General features: G+C 37.2%; 17 protein-coding genes. 2 read left to right on the forward strand and 15 right to left on the reverse strand.

Annotated features, from left to right (window positions below):
* Positions 1-232 precede the first annotated feature (232 nt).
* The 7 genes from rlmN to IGJ41_RS09010 form a co-directional block, all read right to left on the reverse strand.
* Positions 233-1,306 carry a 23S rRNA (adenine(2503)-C(2))-methyltransferase RlmN gene (gene rlmN / locus IGJ41_RS08980; protein WP_002356987.1) on the reverse strand — a complete coding sequence of 358 codons (1,074 nt, stop codon included), beginning with the start codon at positions 1,304-1,306 and terminating at the stop codon, positions 233-235.
* A gap of 124 nt (positions 1,307-1,430) precedes the next feature.
* The gene (locus IGJ41_RS08985; protein ID WP_002401809.1) at positions 1,431-3,260 is read right to left on the reverse strand and encodes an ABC transporter permease; all 1,830 of its coding nucleotides are present in this window, start codon (positions 3,258-3,260) and stop codon (positions 1,431-1,433) included.
* Positions 3,250-3,999, reverse strand: coding sequence for an ABC transporter ATP-binding protein (locus IGJ41_RS08990; protein ID WP_002384339.1), 750 nt, complete (start codon positions 3,997-3,999; stop codon positions 3,250-3,252). The genes IGJ41_RS08985 and IGJ41_RS08990 overlap by 11 nt, the downstream gene beginning before the upstream one ends.
* A 117-nt stretch (positions 4,000-4,116) precedes the next feature.
* Positions 4,117-4,818 carry a GntR family transcriptional regulator gene (locus IGJ41_RS08995; RefSeq protein ID WP_202524624.1) on the reverse strand — a complete coding sequence of 234 codons (702 nt, stop codon included), beginning with the start codon at positions 4,816-4,818 and terminating at the stop codon, positions 4,117-4,119.
* Between the two features lie 130 nt (positions 4,819-4,948).
* The gene (locus tag IGJ41_RS09000; protein WP_438714292.1) at positions 4,949-7,372 is read right to left on the reverse strand and encodes a DNA translocase FtsK; all 2,424 of its coding nucleotides are present in this window, start codon (positions 7,370-7,372) and stop codon (positions 4,949-4,951) included.
* A gap of 313 nt (positions 7,373-7,685) precedes the next feature.
* Positions 7,686-8,897, reverse strand: a complete 1,212-nt coding sequence (locus IGJ41_RS09005; protein ID WP_002360017.1) for an NAD(P)/FAD-dependent oxidoreductase — start codon at positions 8,895-8,897, stop codon at positions 7,686-7,688.
* Between the two features lie 28 nt (positions 8,898-8,925).
* Entirely contained in the window at positions 8,926-9,831 is a 906-nt protein-coding gene (locus IGJ41_RS09010) for a prenyltransferase (RefSeq protein ID WP_002360016.1), read from the reverse strand.
* A 121-nt stretch (positions 9,832-9,952) separates the two neighbouring features.
* On the opposite strand from IGJ41_RS09010, the gene IGJ41_RS09015 reads away from it, so the two are divergent.
* Positions 9,953-10,933, forward strand: a complete 981-nt coding sequence (locus tag IGJ41_RS09015) for a polyprenyl synthetase family protein (RefSeq protein ID WP_078127073.1) — start codon at positions 9,953-9,955, stop codon at positions 10,931-10,933.
* Between the two features lie 79 nt (positions 10,934-11,012).
* Here IGJ41_RS09015 and cydC read toward each other — a convergent pair whose 3' ends face one another.
* From cydC to IGJ41_RS09055, 8 genes are all read right to left on the reverse strand, one after another.
* The gene (cydC, locus tag IGJ41_RS09020; RefSeq protein ID WP_078127074.1) at positions 11,013-12,779 is read right to left on the reverse strand and encodes a thiol reductant ABC exporter subunit CydC; all 1,767 of its coding nucleotides are present in this window, start codon (positions 12,777-12,779) and stop codon (positions 11,013-11,015) included.
* Complete coding sequence (gene cydD / locus IGJ41_RS09025) at positions 12,776-14,509, reverse strand: thiol reductant ABC exporter subunit CydD (protein WP_078127075.1); 1,734 nt, start codon at positions 14,507-14,509, stop codon at positions 12,776-12,778. Before cydD ends, cydC begins: the two co-directional genes overlap by 4 nt.
* A 4-nt stretch (positions 14,510-14,513) precedes the next feature.
* Positions 14,514-15,527 (reverse strand): cytochrome d ubiquinol oxidase subunit II, encoded by a 1,014-nt coding sequence (cydB, locus tag IGJ41_RS09030; protein WP_002356976.1) that lies wholly within the window; start codon positions 15,525-15,527, stop codon positions 14,514-14,516.
* Complete coding sequence (locus IGJ41_RS09035; protein WP_002356974.1) at positions 15,524-16,942, reverse strand: cytochrome ubiquinol oxidase subunit I; 1,419 nt, start codon at positions 16,940-16,942, stop codon at positions 15,524-15,526. The genes cydB and IGJ41_RS09035 overlap by 4 nt, the downstream gene beginning before the upstream one ends.
* A gap of 665 nt (positions 16,943-17,607) precedes the next feature.
* On the reverse strand, positions 17,608-18,471 hold the full coding sequence (locus IGJ41_RS09040) for an AraC family transcriptional regulator (RefSeq protein ID WP_202524627.1): 864 nt from the start codon (positions 18,469-18,471) through the stop codon (positions 17,608-17,610).
* Between the two features lie 84 nt (positions 18,472-18,555).
* The gene (locus IGJ41_RS09045) at positions 18,556-20,637 is read right to left on the reverse strand and encodes a DNA topoisomerase III (RefSeq protein WP_367885055.1); all 2,082 of its coding nucleotides are present in this window, start codon (positions 20,635-20,637) and stop codon (positions 18,556-18,558) included.
* A 130-nt stretch (positions 20,638-20,767) separates the two neighbouring features.
* Positions 20,768-21,133 carry a DUF1033 family protein gene (locus IGJ41_RS09050; protein ID WP_002356966.1) on the reverse strand — a complete coding sequence of 122 codons (366 nt, stop codon included), beginning with the start codon at positions 21,131-21,133 and terminating at the stop codon, positions 20,768-20,770.
* Between the two features lie 97 nt (positions 21,134-21,230).
* The gene (locus IGJ41_RS09055) at positions 21,231-21,800 is read right to left on the reverse strand and encodes a TetR/AcrR family transcriptional regulator (protein ID WP_002356965.1); all 570 of its coding nucleotides are present in this window, start codon (positions 21,798-21,800) and stop codon (positions 21,231-21,233) included.
* Positions 21,801-21,932: 132 nt separating this feature from the next.
* Here IGJ41_RS09055 and IGJ41_RS09060 point away from each other — a divergent pair, with 132 nt between their 5' ends.
* On the forward strand, positions 21,933-22,448 hold the full coding sequence (locus IGJ41_RS09060; protein WP_173961869.1) for a YbhB/YbcL family Raf kinase inhibitor-like protein: 516 nt from the start codon (positions 21,933-21,935) through the stop codon (positions 22,446-22,448).
* The last annotated feature ends 5 nt before the right edge of the window (positions 22,449-22,453 follow it).

A 22,453-nucleotide genomic window follows, 5' to 3' on the forward strand; every position in this document is an offset into this window, starting at 1 on the left:
AAATAACGAAAATAATAGCTGTTTTCATGAAAAATTCTGTAACGATCTCTTTTCAGTATAGCTATTTCTTTTAGAATTTCAAGTTTGAAAACCACAAAAAGAAAATTTGTCATAAAAGTTTTAGAGCATTCATCTTTTGTTTATAAGCAAGAATGGAAAAACCGACGATTTTTTATTAAATAAACGAAAAATCGAATCAAAAAGAAACCTTTCTGATCCGATTTTAACTACGTTATTGGTTTTTGACCTTTTCTTTTTTCATTTGTTTGCTGCGTAATTGTCCGCAAGCCGCATCAATATCTGTTCCGTGTTCTTTACGAATAACACAATTGATGCCATTCTTTTTGAGTACATCATAAAATTTTAAAACCGCTTCTTTAGAGCTTCTACTATATTGATCGTGTTCACTCACTGGGTTATACGGAATCAGATTAACATAAGAAAGTTTTTTCTTATTCCGTAGTAAATCTGCTAATTGTTGAGCATGTTCTGGTCGGTCGTTCACTTGACTCAACATAATATATTCAAATGTAACACGTCGGTTGGTTTTTTCAATGTATTCATCAATTGCTGCCATTAATTTTTCAATTGGAAAACTACGATTAATCCGCATAATTGATGTACGAACTTCGTTGTTAGGAGCATGTAATGAGATTGCTAAGTTTACTTGTAGTCCACTGTCTGCAAATTCACGAATTTTTGGCACTAAACCACTTGTTGAAACTGTAATATGACGGGCACCAATAGCCAAGCCTTTATCATCATTAATCGTTCGTAAAAAGTTCATGACATTGGCATAATTATCAAATGGTTCACCAATTCCCATCACAACGACATGGCTAACACGTTCATCCAACCCACGTTCATCGAAATAATGTTGCACCCACATAATTTGGGCAACAATCTCGCCAGCAGTTAAATCTCTTTGTTTTTTTAATAGCCCACTAGCACAAAATGTACACCCAATATTGCAACCAACTTGAGTGGTCACACAAACAGATAATCCATATTCTTGACGCATTAAGACTGTTTCAATCATATTTTTATCTGGTAATTCAAATAAATATTTCACGGTACCATCTTGCGCTTCTTGCACAATGACTTGTTTTAATGGATTTAATGAAAAATTTTCTTCTAATAAAGTCATCAACGATTTAGAAATGTTCGACATTTCACTAAATGAAGCAACACGTTTTGTATACAACCATTCCCACACTTGTGTTGCGCGAAATTTCTTCTCGCCATGGGCTAAAAACCAGTCCACAAGCTGTTCTCTCGTCAGTCCATAAATGGATTCTTTCTGCATTTCTTTTCCTCATTTCTGCTATTACATTCGCTTCATAACTATAACGTATTCTCACTTTGAATGCAATATCACGAAGAACATCAAAAAAAATCGTTAAGCGTGCATGCTTAACGATTTTTTATAATTAATCTTTCACTAAGTGATAAACTTTTTTGAAGTAGAACGTTCTAGCAATTAAATAGTAAACGACCTGAATCAATAAGAAAACGCCTAAAACTTGCCAGCCAGCTAATTGCATTGGCTGATCTAACACGGCATACATTGCTTTCAAAGCAACAGCTCCATGAATAAATGAAACAACAATCGGTGTAAAGAATAAAATACCTACTTGTTGGTAAATCATTTTCTTCAATTCTTTTTTCGTCAAGCCAAGTTTGTAAATCATCTTGAATTTTTCAACGTCCGTATTCATATCACTATATAAACGGAAGTATAAGAAACTACCCGCCGAAACAAAGAACACGATACCGATAAATAGTCCGACAAAAAGAACTGGCGTATAAAATTGCGTAATACCTGCAACTGTAGCCGCGGTTCCTAGTAACATTGGGTATTTTTCACCAATAATATTTTCAGCATCAATTAAGGTTTCTTTATCTGTGCCTTCTTTTGGTTGCCAAATTGTTTCTGTTTCCGCTTTGATTCCATCTGTTGAGGTACTATCTGGGATAACAACCACACCGCCAAAAGTCGGTAATACATTGGTTTCTTCTGTTTTATCAATGTTTAAAACTTGATCATTTGCCAATTGAACAGATTTGACATCTACTGATGCAGCAGAAGGAGCATCTTTTTGTGATAAATTAACTACTTTCTCACCTGTTAAAGTTGGTTCATCTATAAATTTTGCGAGTTTATTATATTCAGATGTTTTGATTAATTGGATACCGGCACTTGTTTTGTACATTGTGTAATCAATCTGATCAAACTGAATATTTTTTTCTTGGAATGTTTTTGTCGCAAATTGTTTCATTTCTTGATTTTCTGGGTTGGTCGAATCAGACAATGTCAGTTCGTACGGTACAGAACTTATTCCTTTAAAAATCATCTCATTCACGCCGTATAACGTTCCAATGGCAGCAAAAGCAACCGTTGATATCACCGAAACCAAGAAGAACGAACGTGCATTATCTTTCATGCGGAATGCTAAATCTGATAAAACGACCATATTGGTTTTTTTCCAAAAGATTTTTGGTTTCCGTTTTAAACGTTCAATGACAGAAACACTCAATTGGTCAAATAAGAATTTTGTCCCTAAAATAACTAAGAAAATTACTGGGAACATCACCATTAAAACTAACTGTCCCTTAGCAACTAAAGCAATTCCGTAACCGACAACTAAAAGCAACACGGCTAAGAAAGATTTAACTTTAGAGCTTTTGATTTCACCTTTACCCATTTCTCCTGCTTTTAATAGCTCTTGAAGTGTCGCTTTTGGCAAGCGGAATTGAATAAAGAAAGAAATTACTAAGAACAAGACCGCAAATGAAATGACAGTAATGATAAACGGCATCACTGGCAAATAAAAACCTAAACCTAGATGCATCAATAAATTGCTAATCCATAAAATAAACTGTGAAAATCCAACACCTAAAATGCTACCAAAAATTGTAGCAAAGAAACCAATCACTAAGTTTTCAATAAAAATCATTTTCTTTAACTGTTTTGGACTCATCCCTTGAATCATCAAGGTTCCAAACTCTTTTTTTCGAGATTGGATAAAGACATCCATCGAGTATAAAACAAATAAGAAAGAGAAACCATAGATTATAATTGCCGCAGCCGTCATTCCCATTTGTGCTTTAGGATTTAAACCATTAGCTAAGGCTGGGTGAAAGACAAAACCAGTGAACGTAAAAAAGATCATCACAGAAAACATTGTACTTAGGAAATAAGCCAAGTATAAATGCTTATTTCGAATCGTGTTTCTTATAACAAACTGATTAAAATTCATTATCGACACCTTCAATCTCAGCCAGTTTCACCATGATTAAATCGTAGAATTCTTTTTGGTTGCCGTTTTGGATAATTTCATCAATTAATTCACCATCTTTAATAAAGACGATGCGCTTGCAATAACTTGCGGCTAGCGGATCATGGGTCACCATTAAAATAGTCGCCGCTTCTTCTTCATTTAATTGTTGTAACAAGCCCATCACATCCTTAGATGATTTCGTATCTAAGTTTCCTGTTGGTTCATCAGCCAATAATAATTGTGGATGATGAATCATTGCCCGAGCAACGGCGACCCGTTGTGCTTGTCCACCAGAAATTTCTGCAATTCGTTTTTTCAACAGATGATTGATACCTAAACGCTCACTTAATTCTGCTAATTGTCGTTTCATTACAGAGACTTTTTCTCCATCAAGTGTCAATGGTAAAATAATATTTTCTTCAACAGTTAATGTTGGCATTAAATTAAAGCTTTGAAAAACAAATCCTAATTCTGTACGACGGAATTTAGCAATTTGTTCTTGATTCAAATTGTTTGGATTTTTTCCATTTAAAAGTATTTCACCGTCTGTTGGACTATCGATTGTTGCCAATAAATTTAAAAGTGTACTTTTCCCACTTCCAGAAGGTCCCATAATACCAATAAATTCACCGTCTTGGACAGTTAAATTAATCCCTTTTAAAGCTTCATATTTAATTTCGTTTCCGTAAACTTTTTTCAAATTTTGTACTTCTAACATATTTTCCACTCCTATTCTTCTCACTCATTTAGTGTATCGAAAACGAAAAAAAACGACAATAGAAAAGAATAACAATGAACTTACATTACTGTAAGTGCACTGTTATTCTTTTAAAAGTTATGCTTCATATTCAATCACATAAGGATGAATCTTCGTATTATAAATAGCTTCTGAATATTCTACGCAACGACCTGTTGGGCTTAACGAACGCCGAATTCTTTTTAAGCCCGTTGTTTCAGTTGTTTGCAACATCTTTTGCTCTGCTTCTGTCAAAGTTGCAACTTCAAAACGGTCTTCAAATTTATAAATTTCAATGGCATGTCGATCCATCAAACGATACAAGGATTCTTCTTTGTATTCAGTCAATGATATGTCTTTCATGGCAGCTGGCAAATAGTAATTAAAATAAATATAGGGTTGTTCATCGATTAGATATAACCGTGAAAGGTGAACCACTTCTTCTCCTAAAAATTGATAAGCCGGCATCTCTTTTGACAACGTCAAGTTTTCAACTTGTAAAACTTTTTTGGTTACTTTCTGACCTGATTCATTCAAAAATTCAGTGAATGTCCCTGCTTTTGATAGTTTATTATAGGGACGATTGCTTAACACAGTTGTGCCTCGGCCACTTTTTTTCTCAACAAATTCTTCTGTTGCTAACATTTCGATTGCCCGCCGAATCGTAATTTTACTAACATTAAACATCTCTTCCAATTCTGTTTCTGTTGGTAAAAACGTTCCTACTGGATACTTGCCACTCAAAATATCTTCTTTAATCTGATCTGCTACTTCTAAATAAAGCACGCTCTTTCTTCTCATGATACGCTCCCTCCCAACCGCACTATTCCTTTCTATTTTACCAGAAAATGATGATTATAACATGATGCTTTGCTGAAATTATAAAAAAAGAACAAAAATAGATAAATTTATCTATTTTTGTTCTTTTTGTTTATTGTTCTGGTGTTTCAGGTGCTGCCTCTTCTGATTCCGCTTGTAGAAAGACTTTTCTTGGTTTGCTACCTTCTGATGGTCCAATAACTCCGTGTGCTTCCAATTCATCTACTAAGCGAGCCGCACGATTATAGCCAATTCTAAAACGTCTTTGTAGCAATGAAATACTAGCTGTTTGCATTTCAACCACCAAGTTTTTCGCTTCTTCAAACAACTCATCTCGAGGAGCTTCGCCACCGCCTGAAGTGGTCGGTTCATCTGTTGGCATCATGCTTTCTTGATATTCAGCTTCTTGTTGGTCCGTTACAAACGCAACCACTCGTTCGACTTCTTGATCAGAGATAAAGGCCCCTTGGATACGAATTGGTTTATTTTCTCCCATTGGTAAGAAGAGCATATCGCCTCGACCTAATAGTTTCTCCGCCCCGTTGGTATCAATAATGGTACGCGAGTCTGTCCCACTTGAGACTGCAAAAGCCATTCGAGAAGGGACATTTGCTTTGATGATTCCTGTAATGACATCCACACTTGGCCGTTGTGTCGCTAAAATCATATGAATGCCCGCTGCCCGTGCCATTTGGGCTAAGCGGATAATCGCATCTTCTACTTCGTTACTTGCCACCATCATTAAATCAGCTAACTCATCAACAATGACAACAATAAATGGCAGAATCGGACGATTTTCGCCATCTTCCGCATTTTTCTGTTGAATTAGTTGATTGTAACCAGTGATATTTCGGACGCCTGTTGCTGCAAATTTTTCATAACGAAATTCCATTTCTTGAACTACTTTTTGCAGGGCTTGTGCCGCTTTTCTCGGATTAGTAACCACTGGCGTTAATAAATGAGGAATCCCGTTATACACATTCAATTCCACCATTTTCGGGTCAATCATCATTAATTTTACTTCATGGGGTTTTGCTTGCATCAAAATACCTGTTATGATGCCATTGATAGCAACCGATTTCCCACTCCCTGTCGATCCCGCAATTAATAAATGCGGCATTTTTGATAGATCCGCAGTTTGAACCATCCCTGAAATATCTCGACCTAAAGGTACTTCTAATAGTTTATCTGGATGACTTGGTTGTGCCTCAACAATATCTCTAAAGGATACTGTACTAATTGCACTATTAGGAACTTCAATCCCGATTAGTGATTTCCCAGGAATCGGGGCCTCCATACGAACATCTTTGGCCGCAAGCGCTAAAGCAATGTCATCCGTCAAGTTAACAATTTTGCTAACTTTTACCCCAACAGCGGGTTGAACTTCAAATTTTGTGACAGATGGTCCTAAACTAGCTTTGACTACTTTAGCATCAACACCAAAACTCTTGAAGGTTTGTTCTAAGACGCCAATGTTTTTTTCGATTTTTTCATATTCACCACTTTGATCCGTTGCTTGAATTGTATCTAACAAATCAGTTGGTGGTAGTTGATAATCACGGTCTTCCGCTTCTTCAGAAATTTCAAATTCGAGAACACCAGCTTCATCTGCCGCTTCTTCTTCCTGCTCTCGTTGCGGTTTTGTTGCTGCAATTGGTGGTACAGGCATCGCCTGATTTTGCTGTTGAAACGAATCAATTTGAACAGGCGTTGGTACGGCCGGTTCTTCCACCATTGGTTGGTGGGTTTCAACTGGTGTTTTTGTTAAGCGCTCGGCTGCCGCTTGTTCCATACGTTCCCGTTCTTGTAATTTTTGTTGGGCAGCGGCTTCAATTTTTGCTTGGCGTTCTGCAGCCCTAGCTTCTTTCTTCGCTGCTCGCTTTGCCTCTTTTTCTTCTTGTCGCGCCTGTGATTTTGCCGAAACATGACTTAGGCGATCTTGAATACTTTGGAAATGATCAACAATTTGCTGAAAATCCCACATACTCATCAAGAAAATACCCGCTAACAGTAGCAATGTGGCAATTAAATAGCTGCCAAATTGTGCCACCAAAAAGTACGTTCCTTGATAAAGCAGCGCGCCAATCATACCACCCCCTACGTTTTGCGTCACTTGGTTGGCTTTTAAATCACTTTGCAAAAATTCCCAAGTGTTACCTAAAATATCTGGTTGACTGCCACTAACATTTCGAAACATAAAGGCATGGAAAAATAACAAAACACTAATATAAATCAGAACAGCCCCAAAAATAGGGCGCCCTCTTTTTAACGGAAAATCTTTCCCATAAATCATGACTAATAAGCCATACAGGATTAGTAAAATCGCTGCAAATGGAAAGGTATTACCTACAACTAAGCGTAAACAATTTGCTAATAACGTGCCTAAAAACCCTAAGCGAAAGAGTCCAAAGACACCGAATAAAATAAATATCAGGCCAAGAAACATATAATTTAAACGTTCTTGTTGTTGCTGTTGTTTTTTGGTCTTTTTCTTTGTCGTACTTTTTTTCTTATTTGTTGCTCTTTTTTGTGCCATTTAACTTCCCTCTTTCCATCACTTCTCATTATACATAAAAATGGAATCGAACAAAAGTGCCCACCTCATTTTACTTAAAAAATCATGGAAATTTTTTAAAAACTTTCATTTAAGAAAAATGAGCGTGGGACAAAAATCACTTTGGATTTTTGCTCCACGCTCAAAAACTGATAAACGGCGGGAACAGAACCAACTCCTTCGGAAATAATCCGAAATTCTCCAAAAATTAAAGAGCAATTTTCGGAAATTTCTTCTTATTTCTCGGAGCTAAACGGTTCTGTCCCGACCTCATTATTTCTTATTTTGCTGATTCTTAATGGTATAAGTCGAAACGACCTTTAGCCATCATTTCTTTGGTACCACCTGTTTCAAAGAGCGCTTTGTTCATGATAATTTTTTTCATGAATGAAGCTGGGTATCCTTTAATGTCTGTTTTACCAACAATTCCTAAAGCACGTGTATTTCCGACAGAACAAACAGAACCTTGTGATTTAAAGCTGAAAGGTTTAGTTGCTTCCCCTTTCAATTGTGCTTGAATATTTTTAGCAGCATGAGCGCCCATCTTCAAGGCGATTTGTGCTGTTGTTGGGTAAGGTCGATTAGTTTCTGTATCCATCACTGCTGAGCAGTCACCAATAATATAGACGTTGCTATGGTTCGCATCTGTTAAATCTGGTTGAACCATGACACGACCACGACGAGCTTCAAAGCCAGAATCGCCTACAACGTGGCTTCCACTAACACCCGTTGTCCAAATAATTGTTTTGGCAGAAAGTTCTGCCAAGTCGCCTGCTTCGTTATCTTGATAAACAACTGCGCCTGGTTTGATTTCTTTAATCGGTTTACCTAATAATAAATGAATAGCTGAATCTTTTAATAATTGCACACCATAGTTCGCAAGTTTTTCGTTAAACATCGGCAATAGGCGAGTAACTGCTTCGACACAATAAATTTGGATTTGATCTGCTGAGACACCTGCGATTTCAGCAAATTTTGGTTTGTTTTCAACAAGAGAACCTAATAATTCAATCCCTGTAAAGCCTGCTCCGCAGACAACAATTTTTAAGAATTCTTCGTTTTGAGTTGCTTTGTATTGACGCATTTGTTCTTGGATATGTTCATACACGTTTAAAGCCGTTTTCACATCTACCATTTGTAGAGCATGTTCTTGCACACCAGGGATACCAAATGATTCTGATTCAAACCCAAGAGAAACAACTAAGTAATCATAATTGATTGTTTGGCCATCTTCTAAAGCAACTGTTTGTGTTGCGGCATCAATTGTTTTAACTGTTCCTTGGATAAAGGTGGTCATTTTTTCATCGACAACATCCATAATATTGTATGTGATTTTTTCAGCTGGTTGTGTTCCAGCAGCAACTTCATGCAAGTCCGTTGCTTCGTAGTGATAGTTATTACGATCCACTAAAGTAATTTCGACGTCTTTGGCGCCTTTTTGTAATTCGCGTAATGTTTTTAAGCCTGCGTAACCAGCACCTAAAATAACAACATGTTTCTTATTCATTTTGATTCCCTTCCACTCTATAAAAAATTTACAGCCACCACAAACCTATGGCAAAAAATAGCACTTGTGCAGTTGCTCCCACAGCTAAGATCTTCACAGCACAAACAAATGTTTTACTCTTCACTTGTTCCTTCAATAAGGCTTGGGTTTGTTTCCGTACAAAAGGTAAAGTTAAAAGCATGAGTAACATTGTTGGCGGGGTTAATCCTAAACCGACAGCTAACAAAATGGCTAACATTGCTATTGTATTTAATCCGACGAATAATTTCAAAGAACTTGCTTTGCCAAGGTAATGAACTAATGTATATCTCTTGTTATTTTCATCTTCCTCTAAGTCACAGATATTATTTGCTAACATTAAGTTAGCAATGTAACAAGTGTTAGGTAAGGCGACTAAGAAAATCCCCCATAAATTAGCTGCTGACCAATTGAAAACTTCAAACGTATTAATGTAGACACAAATAAGGGTAATCATGAACCCCATTGTAAATCCTGAGAAAACTTCCCCTAATGGTAGACTGGACAAAGGTTTCGGTCCTGATGAATAAAAAATACCAATTAAGTAACAATAAAGACCCATAATTAATAACGGCCAGCCGACAATAAATGACAACCCAATCCCCATTAAAGCAGAAACGAGAATCATCCAAAAAATCATTTTGCGTATTAATGGCAAAGATAAATTTTCTCGACCGATAATATTCGTTTTTTCCTTATAATCATGAACTTCTGTGGCATGATGGTAATCATTATAATTATCTAAAATATCGACCGCCATATTGAAAATAAACATCGCAATGAAAAAAATTAAAACATAGCCGACATGGAGCCGCCCATATTGGTACCAACTAAAACAAATTCCTAACAAAAATGGCAAAACACTAGCTGTTTTTGCTTTTAATTCTACTAATTCAAAAAATATTTCTCGATTCAAACTATCCCTCCGCTACTTTTTTACAAACTTTGTTACTTTTAAAACTTAATTACTGTATTTCTGTCGCCAATTCGTATACAATCAAATAGTATTGAACCACTGAAAGGATCGTAGTATATTTATGAACACATTTTGGAAGTCGTTTCCTGACGTTGAACGTTCTTTAACGGAAACATGTGAATTAATTGAACAAACGTTGCATACACGCAACGAAGACATTGAAGAAGCCTTAGTATCTTTGGCTCGTTCTGGCGGCAAATTATTACGCCCCGCTTTTTTCTTTCTTTTTGCTCAACTGGGTGATGAAGAAAAACAAGAGAAACAACAACTAATAAAAATAGCTGCATCTTTGGAAATCCTACATATGGCTACGTTGATTCACGATGACATTATTGACGATTCTCCATTGCGCCGAGGCGCTGTGACTATTCAATCACAATATGGTAAAGACGTGGCTGTTTACACAGGTGATTTACTATTCACTGAATTCTTTACTTTGATTGCAGATGCCATGAATGGCTCTGAATTTATGAAAATCAATGCACAAGGAATGAAACGGTTATTACTTGGTGAACTCGATCAAATGAGTCATCGATTTGACCGCCGCATGTCGATTCCTGCTTATTTAAGAAGTGTCAACGGCAAAACAGCCGAACTTTTTTCACTAAGCTGTCTTGAAGGGGCCTATTTCGGTCATAGTTCAAAAGAAGTCCAACGTTTAGCTAAACGAATTGGCCGTCATATTGGCATTGCTTTTCAAGTCTATGACGATATTTTAGATTATACTGCCGACACGGAAACTTTGAAAAAGCCCGCTTTAGAAGACTTGTCACAAGGTGTTTATACGTTACCCCTTCTCTTCGCTTATCAAGCAGCACCTGACGTATTCAGCCCTTATTTGGATAAAGGACGCGCCATTACCTTAGAAGAGGCAGCTGAAGTTGCGGCGCTAGTCAACGACTATCATGGCGTTACAGAAGCACAAGCTTTTGCTAAAAAAGTAACCAACAAAGCAATCACTGATATTCAACAATTGCCTGATGGCACAGCAAAAGAAACCTTACTTTCCTTAACTGAGCTCTTATTACATCGTTCATTTTAAACGTTTTATGGAAGAATTGCCATTAATTGAAATAGAAAAACGACTGATTGTTTGCTTTAATCAACAACCAGTCGTTTTTTTATTCCTCGAAAGAACTAATGCCACGATCAATTCGGTAAAGTTTCTGATAATGCGCATTGGTTGCAAGTAATTCTTCTGGCGTACCACTCATCTCTAATTGGCCATCTTCAATAAAGATCACTTGATCCATCAAAGTTACGCCTTGCAAATGGTGGGTAATCCAGATGACGGTTTTATCTTTTAATGCCTCAAAAAAGGTTTCCAGCAATTGCTGTTCTGTAATTGGATCTAAACCAGTAGTTGGTTCGTCTAATAACACAATCGGTGTATCTTGCAAAAGAATCCGCGCTAGCGCCAAGCGATGTCGTTCGCCACCAGAAAAACGCAAACCTGCTTCATCCACCATTGTTTGTAAACCTTCTGGTAATTGGGTAACCATTTCTTTTAAGCCAACTTTTTCTAAAACCGCCCAAACTTCTGCTTCGCTTGCTTCTTCTCTACCAATCCGAATATTATTTAAAATGGTTGTTCGAAATAGGTACGGTGCTTGGTGCATAACCCCAATATATTCAGTCATCGTCTCACCAAATGCCTCAGTTGGGATGTTTCCTAAAAGGATTTCTCCCGAAGTAGGCCGTAAATCACCACGAATGAGCGAAGCCAACGTACTCTTTCCGGAACCACTGCGCCCTAAAATCGCTAATTTTTGTTTTTCAGGAATTGTTAACGATAAGTCATTTAATACCTTTTTCTCTTGATTTTCATATGCAAAAGACAAATGTTCTATCGATAAACTGGTGCCATTTGGCTGAACAGGCGTTTCTGTTGAGTCGTCTTCCCCTTCAGGAAGCTCATTAAAACGACGAATGGAATCCTTATAAATCGTTGTTTCCTGTGCTGCAGCAGGTAGCGGAGCAAAAGCATCAATTAACGGAAAAACGGTTAAAACAAAGGCACCAATCCAATTGGCTGCGCCCCCATGATTACCTGGAAACCGCACACTAGTCCAAGCTAAGACAGCAATCGCAATCACACCGAACAGAAGTTGTAAAACAAAGTCTCGGCCACGGTTAAATTGCTTCATTTTTTCATCTAATACACGAACGTTTGCTTCATCTGTTTCATAACGAGCAACGAATTCAGAGCCTCGTTGACTAAATACCCAATCAGACACACCTAGAATATTGTCGGTTAGTGTTTGATATAACTCATTTTTGGCATATTTATGTTTTTCTTGACGCGCACCATTCACTAGAACTGAAACAAGTGGTAATAGAAAAACAACCACTCCTAACATCAGTAACATGCATAAAGCAAACCACCAAGAAAAGAAACCTAACGCAATCACTAAAAAGATATACAAAATCCAAGCAATAACGGTTGGGAAAATCGTTCGTAAATATAAGTTTTGGATATGATTAATATCCTCCGAAAGCAAGCCTAAGATATCCCCAGTGCGATATTTTGTCTTAAAGAAAATCGCATCTTTTTCTAGCACATTATAAAGTTTCAAGCGCAGATCAGAGGTCATTTTTAACACCCAGTTATGACTCGTTAGACGTTCCACATAACGAAAAACAGGACGGCCAATCCCAAATGCTCTTGTTAAAACAATGGGAATATAAATTAATAAAATATTCTCTGGCAAGGAAGCCGCACGACTGATTAAGTAACCAGACGTAAACATTAATGCCCCTGCACTAAAGAACGTCAAGAAGCCTAAAAGTAAGGCAAAATACAAGGTTTTTTTATAGCGTTTTAAGAAAGGACGAACCCATTGATCGTTTTTCCAAACGTCTTTCGTTGTCGGCTGTTTTTCCATCATTGGCGTCCTCCTCTCATTTGATTCATTAATTGAACATAGTAGCCATCTTTTTCAATCAACTCTGCTAGCGTTCCTTGTTCCACTAATTGACCTTTTTCCATCACTAAAATGTAATCCATTTCTTCCATCCAATGCAGACGATGTGTCGCAAAGAAGACAAGATGATTGTTCATTAATGGCAACATGCGCTCTTTCATTTCAACTTCTGTTTCAATATCCAAATGCGCTGTCGGCTCATCAAACAGCAAGACGTGGCGTTTTTGATCGACAAAGGCGCGGGCCAACGCTACTCGTTGCGCTTGTCCTCCACTTAACATTCGACCACTTTCCCCAATCAAGGTATGAATTCCTTCGGGAAGATCTTTAACCAGCTCGTCTAAGCCAACTAACTGAATCGCTTGCTGAATCGCCTCATCTGTTGCTTCAGGTGTATAAAAGCGAATATTGTTTGCCAAAGTATCTTGGAAAATATATGGTGCTTGCGGAATATAAAGGATTTGTTTTTGCCAGTCTTTTTGTAAAAAATGTGGAATCGTTTGGCCATTTATCGCCAATTGACTCGTTTCTTCTGTTGGTAATAAAAAGCCACTTAATAAATTAATTAACGTTGACTTACCAGAACCACTCGCCCCAATAATTCCAATCTTTTTACGACCATCAACAGAGAATTGCAACGATTGAATCGCTTCTTGCGTTGCATCTTCATAGGAAAAATTTAACGCTGTGACTGACAACTGACTTTCTTGATGCCAATCATCTAACGTGAGCACATCGGTCTGTTCTGCTTCTGGCAATGCTAATACCGCTTGGATCGCTTGAAAAGAGTTTTTTCCATCTAAGGTTGCGTGATAATCACTTGAAAAATCACGAATCGGTAAAAAGAACTCAGGTGCTAAAATTAAAGTAACCAAGGCAGGAAATAATAAAATCGTGCCGTTTAATAAACTTAATCCAAGGAAAACTGCCACAACAGCTACCGATAATGTCGTAAAAAAGTCTAACGCAAAGGTTGATAAAATAGCAATTTTCAACGTACTCATGGTCGCTTTTCTGAATCGTTCACTTGTATGGTAAATACTCCCAGCATATTTTTTACTCAACCCAAACAGTTTCAGCGTGTCAATTCCTCGTAAGGAATCAATAAAATGATTGGAAAGCATTTGAAACGCCGCATATTGCTTGTCCGCTTTACTTTGTGCTGCATAACCTAACACAATCATAAAAATAATAATAATCGGAAAAACAATCAGCAATGTTACGCCTGAACGAATATCTTGTGTAAAAACAAAGGCCAAAATAATCCAAGGAATAATCATCATATTCATCATTTTTGTCAAAATCAATTGTAAATAATTTTCGGTTTGACTGATGCCTTCCAAAGCCATGGTAACCATATTTCCAGTCCCATTTTTTTGAACAACATTTGGCCCCAAACGGAAAATTTTAGTTAATAATTGTTCGCGTAATTCTTTCGAGCGTTCATAACTAAATGTATCGAGCATTCTCTCACGAAAATACGTAATAACATGTCGACCAAGATAAAAAATAAAAAAGAGTAAAATACTCTGTAGTTGTTGGTTAAGATGCCCGCCACTCCAAAGGCCGACAATGGCTTTTGAAAGAAAAAAAGCTTGCCCAATTATAAAGACTGCTTGCAGGAAAGAAAAACCTGCAAGCAAGACAAGAATTTTTTTGATTTTAGGCATCTGTAAGATGTCTTTATCAATCATAGATTTAATACCCCTCTGGTACGGCTGTCTGTGAAATACGTTTTCTGAAAATATAATAGGACCAAGCAGTATAAGCTAACACGAATGGTAAAATGCTTAAAGAAATCCACGTCATAATTTTTAGTGTATATGGTGTGCTTGTTGCATCTTTAATCAACAAATCAAAACCTTCACTACCAATCATAACACGTGGGAACAAGCCACTGAACAAGAGAGCAACTAGTACAACTAATGTTAAACCACTCGCTAGAAAAGCTAACATCTCTTTGCGTTTAAACACCCCAACATTGGCAATGACCGTTAAGACCACAATTGCTAACGTTAAAATTAAAGTGACCGCAAAGTTCTTTTCATAAAAGTCCGTTTTGAAGTACATCAACACTGCAAAAACAACTAAACCGACATATAAAACGCCGTATAAGATTTCTGCATAATTTCGAGCACGTTCGCGAATTGGGCCTTCTGTTTTTAAAGCAATATAGTTCATGCCGTGTAAGTAGCAAAGTAATGTTAAGGCTACTCCACCAACAATTGAAAACAGATTAAAATAATCCGTAAATTGCGCATGCATATTGCCGTTTGCATCTAAAGGCATTCCTTGGACTAAGCTGATAAACAAAATACCAAAGAAGAACGGTACAAGGAAACTACCAATTGATAGCGTCCAGTTCCACATCCGACGACGTTTACCTTCCGGCATGTTGTGGCGGAATTCAAAGGAAACTCCGCGAATAATTAAGCCAAATAAAATCGTAAATAGAATTAAATAGTAGCCACTAAATAATGAAGCATACCAATATGGGAAAGAGGCAAACATTGCGCCGCCCGCTGTTAATAGCCAAACTTCGTTTCCGTCCCAGACAGGTCCAATTGTTGCAACGACTTGATCTTTTTCGTCGTCATTGTGTGCCAACGTTTGAACGGCCATTCCAACACCAAAGTCAAATCCTTCTAAGAAGAAGAAACCTGAGAACAAGACGCCGATAAGGACAAACCATAATAATTGTAGTGTACTCATTCGCCAAATACCCCCTTATCAAATGGATCCAACGCTGGTTCATTTTCTTTCGCTAATTTTTTCGCTTCATAGTCTGGTCCTTTACGTAATTCTAAAATGACCAAGTAAACCATGACACTACCTAAACCAGCAAATAATAAGAAATAAATGACATTTGACGTAATTAATGAAGCAACCGATACATTTGGTGAAACACTTTGTTCAATCGTAAATAATCCATAGACAGTCCACGGATAACGACCTAATTCAGTGACTAACCAACCTGTTGTATTCGCAAGAAATGGTGCGAACGTACATAAAGCAACAATCCACAGCATCCATTTCTTCTCGTACAGAGATGGTTTTTTCTTCCTTGTAAAGAATAGTCCTAAGGCAGCAACCAATAACATTAAGGCACCAAAACCAGCCATGATACGGAAGCTCCAGAATAAAGTGTTAACTGGTGGATAATAATTTTTATCATCCCCATATTTTTCTACCAAGCGCTTGTTGACTGTATCCATTCCATCAACCGAACCTGATAATTTGTTATACGATAAAATACTTAGCATATACGGAATATCGATACCAAAAACTTGTTTATGTTCCCGTTCATCTGCCCAAGCAATCAATGTCCAAGCAGCAGGATCATCAGAGTCTTCATAGGCCCCTTCCATCGCCGCAAATTTCATTGGTTGTCCTTCAATTAGAGCTTTCATTTGCAAGTCGCCAGCTAATAAAACGCCGATTGAACCGAACAAAGTAACCCATAAGCCAATGCGCATAGACGCTTTGTGGAATGAAATATCCCGTTTTTTCAACAATTGGAAAGCAGCCATACCAGCTACTGCCATGCCGCCCAATGTAAAGGCGCCCATGATAACGTGTGAAAATTCATACCAAACTTTTGGATTGCTGATGACAGCTACAAAGTCCACCATTTCAGCACGGCCATTATTGATGACATAACCTACTGGATGTTGCATAAAACTATTGGCAACTAAAATCCAGAAAGCAGACATCATTGAACCGAATACGACTAACCAGATAAAGGTTACGTGAACTTTTGGATTCATTTTATCCCAAGTAAAGATCCATAAACCTAAGAATGTTGACTCTAAGAAGAAAGCTAAGAGCGCTTCTACCGCCAACGGTGCCCCAAAAATATCTCCGACGAATCGAGAATAATCAGACCAGTTCATCCCAAACTGAAATTCTTGAATAATCCCGGTTACAACCCCAACAGCGAAGCTTAATAGGAATATATTTCCCCAAAACTTGGCCATTTTACGATAACGTTCCTCTTTTTTCACAACGTACATTGTTTCCATAATTGCTACAACAAGTGCTAATCCTATTGAAAACGGTACGAAGAAAAAGTGGAAAACTGTTGTCATCGCAAATTGGATTCTCGCCAATGTTACAATATCAAACATATTATTTCCTCCCTGATTTGCCTCCACACAAAGAAACAAGCTTACCTGAATTGTTCATTTCCATTAGCGATGACTCCTTTTATCTACGAAACTAAAAGAAAATTCAAGTGAACTTTTCCAAAAAGTGTGAAAATGCATGTAATATAGAATAATTCCAATCTAAGTATACAACTTTCTGAGGCAGAAACCAAACAATACAGAAGCATTTCTCACAATTTTTTTAGGTGCTACCAAGATTTCTTCCCTTTCTTCTATCAATAAAAAAAGCCCTTCCTAAAAAAAGGAAGAACTAATCTCAATCTATCAACATTTTGACTTATCACTTGATTAGTTTTCGAAAATTGAAGTAGCTCGGCTTTGATGATAAAAATTCTAATCTTGTGATGAAAATTACGGATTGCTTGAGGTGATAGTTTGTTTTTTAACAACATGGCTCTAAAACTCTGCAATTGACAGTTCACCTGTTTCGCCAGTTTTGGTACCATTCTAAACAACATGACTCTAAAACCTCGGAGAATTATTTTTTCTCCATGATTCCGTAGTCGCATCACTTATCCATAGCTAGATTTCAGTTTAGAAGGTCTGATTTTTTTCTTCACGTTTATTATACCAAACTTTTTCCTTCTTGGCGGAAAAACCCACCATTTTTCAATGGTGGGTTTTCTTTATTTAGTAGCTGTAACAGCGAGCCAGATTTCACTGTACTTAGCTTCTGCTGGTCCTTGATATTGCGTAAACGAAATTTCTGGTGCTGCAACGACTTGGTAACCAGATGAAGGCAACCATTCAGAGAATATCCTTGCCCAGGTTTCTTGTAAAGTTTGTGGGAAAGGACCTTCATTTGGAAAAACCGCCCATGTATGAGCAGGTACGCTTAGTTGCTCCAAATCTTCATAGGTATTTTCTTGCAAAGTGGCAAAGCCAATCATGTGTGTCATTTCTCCACCTTCTGTTGTTCGTCCCTCTTGAAAGTCAAAAGAAGCATTTACTACTTGATGAGGATATATGTCATCAAATGTATGCATTTCCGCTCGTTGTTGTGGTGTAATGCGCTGTGCCAATTCCATGATTGCTTGATTTTCCCCTTGATACTGCAAAGGAACCTTCTGACTAACTCCGACTATTTGAAACGCTGGTTTTTCAATCAATTTAACATCCATTGATTGTCCTCCTTTAATATCAATATAGAAAGAGAATTTAGGGAACGTTTTTTGGATTTGTGTTTTCATTACTTCAGAAGGGGCTTGTCCTGACCAATCGCGAAAAGCTCTTGAGAATCCTTCAATACTTTGATAACCATATTTAAAAGCTACATCTGTCACTTTTTCACCAGCAAGTAATGCTAAATTTGCTTCCGCCAAACGTCTCTTTTTAATATACTCAGCCAGACTCATCCCCGAAATAAACGAAAAAGTTCGTTTAAAATGGTAAACAGAAATCCCTGTCTTTTTCGCCAATTCATCGAAGGATACTTCTTCCGTTAAATGTTCTTCAATATAATCCATTGCTTGATTCAAATTTGCGAGCATCCGTGTCCCTCTCTTTCTATTTGAAAGTTTACTAAAGACCAACAAGGATGACTTGATTATTTAGAGCCAACATTCGTCAAATCGCTACTCTTGGTTCATAGCGGCTTTTAAGGCCTGTGCTAAAGCACTTTCTTCTGGTTCGTCTGGTTGTGAATATTTTTTCATCAAACGACGTTCTTCATGTTTAGTCATTTTTTGTTTTCGTTCTTTTTTATCGGGAATTTTTTCAGTAATCGAACAGAATTTACATTTGAAAGAACGACCATTTTTTCCTTCTATGATGACCATTTTTTTATGGCATTGTGGGCAACGGTGATTGGATACTTTAGGATCTTTTCGCCGACGATAAGAACATTCTTGGTTTGTACAAACGTAAATCTTCCCATCTTTCGTATTTTTTTCCCGTAAGTTTGAGCCACAATCCGGACATTTTTTGTGCGTAATGGAAAAATCTTGATATTTTTTCTTGCTTTGTTTAATTTCACGGACTAATTTTTTCGTATCCTCTTCAATATCCTTTAAGAAAAGTTGACTCTTTTGTTGACCCGAAGCGATTGCTTCGAGCGACTTTTCCCATTTTTCCGTTAGTTCAGGTGTCACAAGTGATGGATTCACCAAGTCTAATAGTTGCTTTCCTTTGGCAGAGACACTTAAACCGCTATTGGTTCGTTCCATCAATTCTGATTTAATCAGTTTTTCAATAATTTCAGCTCGCGTTGCCGGTGTGCCTAAACTGTGTTTCTCCATTTTTCCTAACAACGTTCCTTCGGTTAATGGTTTTGGCGGCGACGTTAATTCTTTGTTAATGGTAAAGTTTGGCGCAACGGTCATGCCTTTTTGCCATTGGACAGTGGATAGCGGCTGTTCGGCTGTTGTTTTCCAGCCAACAACAACTACTTTATTTTGATGAAAGACAAATGTTTCTTTTCCAAAAGCGACTGTAACTTTTGTTTGTTTGGTTTGATTTGGCTCAGCAAACAAACCTAAGAATCGTTGAACAATCATTTGATAGATTTTTTGTTCATCATTACTTAGCTTTTCATAACGAGGACGTTGTTCAGTTGGAATCAACCCATGGTGATCTGTGACTTTTGCATTTTGGAAAACTTTTTGTTGTTTAACAACGGCCCCATTTTTAAGGTAGCCTTTCACTTCTGGTGAAAAATCAGCAATGGCTTGAAGTCGTTCTTTCATCGTTCCTTTCATATCCGTTGTTAGATATTTGCTGTCAGTTCGAGGATAGGAAACAATTTTATGGGTTTCGTATAAACTTTGTACAAGAGACAACGTTTTCTTTGCAGAAAATTGGAATCGCTGGTTGGCTTCACGCTGGATTTCGGTTAGATCATATGGTAACGACGCGTTTTCTGTTTTAACTTTTTCTTGGATATCGGTAACTAAGCCCTTTTGTTTTGAGAGTTCTTTGACTAATTGTTCTGCTTCCTGCCGTTCTTTTAAAGCGTATGGATTTTTTTGGGTCATCTTTGCTTTTTCTGATTCAACAGATAACGAGATAGTAAAATAAGTTTGAGGCTTAAATTGTTCAATCGTTTTTTCTTGTTGGCGTACCATTGCTAAAGTTGGTGTTTGAACACGACCTGCGGATAAGTTATCTTGATATTTCACTGTCAAGGCCCTTGTGACGTTTAGACCCACTAACCAGTCAGCTTTTGCGCGCGCCAAGGCAGAGTAATACAAATTATCGTAGTCTTTCGCTGGGCGAATTTTCTTAAACCCGTCTTTAATGGCTTTGTCTGTTTGAGATGAAATCCATAAGCGTTTGACTGGTTTGTTAAAACGGACATATTCTAAAATCCAGCGGGCCACTAATTCACCTTCACGACCAGCATCGGTGGCAATCACGGCTTCAGAAACATCTTTACGATTGGCTAATTGTTTAATCGCTTTTAATTGATGTCCCGTTTTCGGTAACGGTTTAATCCCTAAATTCTTAGGAATCATCGGTAAAGTTTCCATTTGCCACGTTTGCCATTCTTTGTTTAAATCTTCTGGCATTTTTAGTCCTAAGAGATGGCCTAAAGCCCAGGTGACAATCACGTTGGGTCCTTCATAATAATTCTTATTTTTTTGATTTGCTCCTAAAACGCGGCTTAAATCTTTTGCTACGCTAGGTTTTTCAGCAATAATTAATTGTTTTGCAACCACTAGTTTCGCTCCTTTTTGAGTGCTATCTTTTCGTATTATACCAAATATTAGCTCGATTTTCTCTAAATTCCGAGAATAGAAAAAGAGTTTAAAGAAAATTCCCTGAGGTTTTTCTTTAAACTCATGCGTTTCAAATAACTTTCCGTTTGCAGAATTTTGTTTTGCCAAAATGATTGGATATTGTGGTAAACTCAGCTTTATTTTCAAAAGTAACCGCATGATGATTTTCTAGTAATGCTAAACCGAAGTATTGTTGTAAATCTTCATCGCATTCTTCACACCAGCGTTCTTCCCCATCATTCCAGAAAGCCGTTAAATAGTTAGGCTTTGTGTTGACGTATGTATAATTCTGAGAAAGTTTTTGCCAAACTTCCACATAATATGTCTCTGCATCGGTCAAGTTATCGAAGGTTTTTTCTTGAACAATGTCCTCTTGCCAATCATCAAAAAACCACCAAGGTTCATTGTCTCCATACATTGTAATTACTTGATACATTGAACCGCTCCTTTTTTTGCTACTGTAGGTATCATAGTCACTTTCTGAAAAAGTTGCAAGGATTTGGTTTCGGACTGAGAAATTTTTGAAATTTATTTTATCCTGCCACTTCTAAAGAAGCAATAAAATCTTCAATCATGCGACGATAACTTTCTTCCGGCGTGGCTTCTTCGCGTTGAAAATAACCTAAAAAACGTAAGGTAATATAACCATGGATTAAGCTACGTAGTTCTCGACTTTTATGCAGTCGTTCTTCATTATTAAATGGATAAAAAGCTAAAAGTTGTAAGATAATTTGATTGGTTTCATGGATGCCTTCAATTAATTGTTGGTTTTGTGTTTTCGGCACACTGATAAGTAATTCATAGACTGCAGAATTTTCAAAAGCAAATTGTTGATACGTTTCAGCATATATCCGAATTGCTTCTGCTCCACTCTTACCCACTAAGGCTCTTCGCAATGCATCATTTAATTCTTGAATTAACAAGTCCACTAGAGCATTTTTTACTTCAGCAATATTTTTAAAGTGATTATAGAGTGAAGGATACTTGATGCCTAAATCAACGGCTAAATTTTGAAAGGTTAATTGTTGAACGCCCAATTCTTCCGCTAGGTTGCGGGCACTTTCAAGGATTTTGGCTTTCGTTAAATTCCGTTTTTTTGCCATCTTTCTGACGCCTCCAATTCTTAAATTTTGGACAATTATTAGTTTATCATATCTATTGACTCTTTTTAAACTATAAATTATAGTTTATAATAATAATTTGTAAACATTATTTTTGAAAGAAGGCTGTTTGGCATGCATATTACCAACCGTTCTCATTTGGCCGATCGTTATGGCAAACGAACCAGTGCAGAATTTTTATTACACGAACGTCCTATTTTATCTTTTCCTATTTCTTTAGCGGACATTCCTAAAGAAGCCCGTTATTTATCCTGGGAATTAATTGATTATGACACGATTCCTCTAATTGGTTTCCCTTTTATTCATTGGTTAGCTGCCAATGTTCCTGTAACCAATGAGATTCCTGAAGACTTTAGTCGAACAGCACTCAAGCCAACCATTCAAGGAAAAAATAGTCTTGCTTCTCCTTTTGGGAAACAGATGATTCCTGCGCTTGCCACTGCAACGTTACCTGAGTTAACCGAACGTTATCTGGGGTTAAGTCCTCGCTCTGGTGTGCACACCTATACGTTATATGTGTACGCTACAAAAAATCCACTAAATTTAAAAGAAGGCTTTTTTGCGAATGAATTGCATCAAGCATTGAATGATCAACGACTCGCCAAAGCCAAATTTGAATTTCTTTACTAGAAAGT

It is taken from the genome of Enterococcus sp. DIV1537a, assembly GCF_051712085.1.
Taxonomy (GTDB): Bacteria; Bacillota; Bacilli; order Lactobacillales; family Enterococcaceae; genus Enterococcus; species Enterococcus faecalis.